Below are 2,776 nucleotides of genomic sequence, written 5' to 3'. Positions count from 1 at the left end.
TCTATATGTTGTTTGTAATTGAAGGGTTTCCCAATGTCATGTAGGAGGGATGCTAACCTTAATACTGCAATTTTATTTCTATCAAGCTTTTTGTTGATGGCTAAACTCCACGCTATTGCAGATGTGAGTAGGAGGTGTGGTATTAAGCCTGAAGTGTTGAATCCAGGTCTTGTATCAGATGGGAATATGAACCACGACTTCTCAATATCTTTACAAAGTTTTTCATCGGCTAGAATATTTGTTAATTTTTGGATGATATCTAAGTACTCTTCCTTTCTTTCATATATTCCTTTAATAAATTCTGCAGGATTTTCCTGCAATGGTTCTCTATCCTTATGTGATATTGGCACCAAGTGGACTCTGCACAGCATGTATATCTTTAAGGGGCTTAAAATTGCTGATGGAAATAATTCCTTCAGTAATGGGATTTTGAAGTATAGTGAGATTAAGTCTCCAATTAATTCGAGTTTTCTAACTTCATCATATGACTTAACAATTTCAATTTCCAGTATACTTTGTAGAAACTCTCTAAGCTTTTTGAGCACATCTTTATATGTTTCCACATCTTCAGATTTCACGCGCCTATAATCAATTATTCCTGCATCGTCTCTATATGGGACTACATATGATTTGAATATTGGGTATAGTTCTTCAAATTTGAGTTCTTCAAAGCTTCTCAAGAATCCCCACCTCATCAACTATTCTAAGTTCATTTTGGAAGTGTTTGAGTGATAGATTTGCAAGCTCCTTGCATATGGTGTTGAGTTTTTCACCTTCAATGGAGCTTCCTGGATTAATCGTTAAATTACCAATGGTCAGTTTATCTGAAAATTTGCTTAAGCTTATCTTGTTAATCTTGTATTTAACTCTACCAAACTTCTTATTATCCATTAATCCCCTATACTTGAATCTCCCTAGAATAACGCTTCTACCCGTACTGCCATTCACTATTCCCATTCCAAGTAAGAGTAAGCCTAGCTCATAATCCTTCAAATTCATGAAGCTTATTTCACCACTAAATTCTGATCCTTGAGGTGCAGCGTAAACCTTCATTCCATATGGGAGATCTAAAGCTTCAAGTTTAACGTTTAAGCCTATGAAGTCGCTGAACTCTATTAAGCTTTTCAAACCCGCAGTTCCAAATAGGTCGCATATTAAACATACATTGTCCATTTTCGTGTAGTCGCATGGGAAACCTCTATCCTCAAGTATAGTTTCACCCCAAACCCTTTGATGCCTCCAACCACTCTCACCCTCCCCCGCAAGCTTCGTTAATCGTGAAGCTTTGAGGAAGCATGATCTAACATTACCATTAAATCCATGGAAACTGAGCTCCAATCTAGCCCTCACATTACCCTTAACTGAAGAACCAGGTATCACAGTCCCCATAGTTGTAGATGTAAATTCACTATAACCAATCTTCAACTGTAATTCTTTAAGTACACTTACATCTATCCGCTTCCTCCTTGCATAAATTTCCTTCAACTTCTTCAAATCAACCTCGAATTTCTCCCTACCAGAACCCACATGTAGATATGAGTTGTCAGCTATTATGCTTACATACATTGAACCGCATAAATCCTTGTACGTATCCCTCTGCCTAGGCTTGCTTCTCAGAACGTTTAATCTTATCTGTTGCATTACGCCACACCTCTTCAAGTCTATCAATTAAAGCCCAAGCCTTATCATCTTGGAAGCATAATTGTCCATCCTTCAATTCAGCTAAATCGGATACATCAACACTCTCGTCAACATTAACTTCCAATGATGGTAAAACCTTCCCCTCCCCCTTTAAAGTGTAATCCTTTATGGATATGTTTAAATTGCGTATCTTAACAAGCCCATAACCTCTAGATGTGAATCCACCTATCCTAACTTCACCATTATCGATCATACGAAGTATCGAACCAAGCAATCCAAGAGCATAGTTCGGTAGATTTGAACATCTAATTTCAAACTTGAATCTACATCCAGGCTCAACATACTCAACTTCATACAATGCACCTCCAACAACAGCTCCAGTCCTCCTATCAATAGCAATCCCAGTCCTAGAACCAAACTTAAATGGTAGAATTCTACCCTCATCATCTATTGGATAAGCATCTGAAAATGAAACCTTACTCCTATAACCCATCGAGCCAAACATCTTACATAGGATGCATGTATTCCCAAAGAATTCCTCCATGGCATCTGAAGATTTCCCATCCCTCATAAGCCTCTCTATAAGATTTCTAAGGATATACTCCCCTTCATACCCCTCCCTCTTACAAGTTACCCTCTTAATCTCAACACAACTCTCCTTGGAAAGACCGCTACATACCTTTAAACCGTATGAAGATGCTATTCTCCCTGCATGGCTTCTAAATAAACCCTTTAAGCTTGACCCGGGTATGTATGGAATATCATATTCACCATATTTTACTCTGATTACTGCTAAGTCAACTCTTGATCCTAATGGGGGTTCTCTACCAACGCCAATTCTCAGTGGACTGACATTCTCCATGTAACCTTTGAGGGTGGCTTCTCTAAGAATTGTTGATGAGGAAGTCCATAGAGTTAAACTCATTTAACTTCACCTTCACCAACTATTTTCAGAAGTCCATCTTGAAGTTCATATCTACGCCATTTAGCTTCCTCCAATCTTACAAGTCCACAACCAACAGATTTCCTTGCACCAATGTTTAAGCCAATGCCCGTTAATGTTTGGAATAGATTTTTGAGCAATTTAACTCTATCATCGTTTGTAGGCTTTTCTGGGTATAAGTCAATGTTTATT

Annotated in this window: 3 protein-coding genes and 1 pseudogene; all 4 read right to left on the bottom strand. The window is 38.1% G+C overall.

Translation table 11 applies throughout. From position 1 onward, the window contains the following. Positions 1-680 (bottom strand): hypothetical protein (locus MRT15_RS09605; RefSeq protein ID WP_304329873.1); only part of this gene is annotated, 680 nt, incomplete at its 3' end. Then, positions 667-1,641 carry an RAMP superfamily CRISPR-associated protein gene (locus MRT15_RS09600; RefSeq protein ID WP_304329872.1) on the bottom strand — a complete coding sequence of 325 codons (975 nt, stop codon included), beginning with the start codon at positions 1,639-1,641 and terminating at the stop codon, positions 667-669. The genes MRT15_RS09600 and MRT15_RS09605, both read right to left, overlap by 14 nt. Beyond that, complete coding sequence (csx7, locus tag MRT15_RS09595; protein ID WP_304329871.1) at positions 1,601-2,566, bottom strand: CRISPR-associated RAMP protein Csx7; 966 nt, start codon at positions 2,564-2,566, stop codon at positions 1,601-1,603. Before csx7 ends, MRT15_RS09600 begins: the two co-directional genes overlap by 41 nt. After that, positions 2,563-2,776, bottom strand: a pseudogene (locus tag MRT15_RS09590) (CRISPR-associated protein Csm3); the annotation flags it as partial. The pseudogene MRT15_RS09590 and the gene csx7, both read right to left, overlap by 4 nt.

It is taken from the genome of Candidatus Culexarchaeum yellowstonense (assembly GCF_024707025.1).
GTDB lineage: Archaea > Thermoproteota > Methanomethylicia > Culexarchaeales > Culexarchaeaceae > Culexarchaeum.
Note: the sequence above shows the minus strand (reverse complement) of the source record. Positions and strands in the feature narration are given on the sequence as shown.

Excerpts from the sequence above, each read along its gene's own strand:
- MRT15_RS09600 (WP_304329872.1), bottom strand. The coding sequence starts at position 1,641 with ATGCAACAGATAAGATTAAACGTTCTGAGAAGCAAGCCTAGGCAGAGG.
- csx7 (WP_304329871.1), bottom strand. The coding sequence starts at position 2,566 with ATGAGTTTAACTCTATGGACTTCCTCATCAACAATTCTTAGAGAAGCC.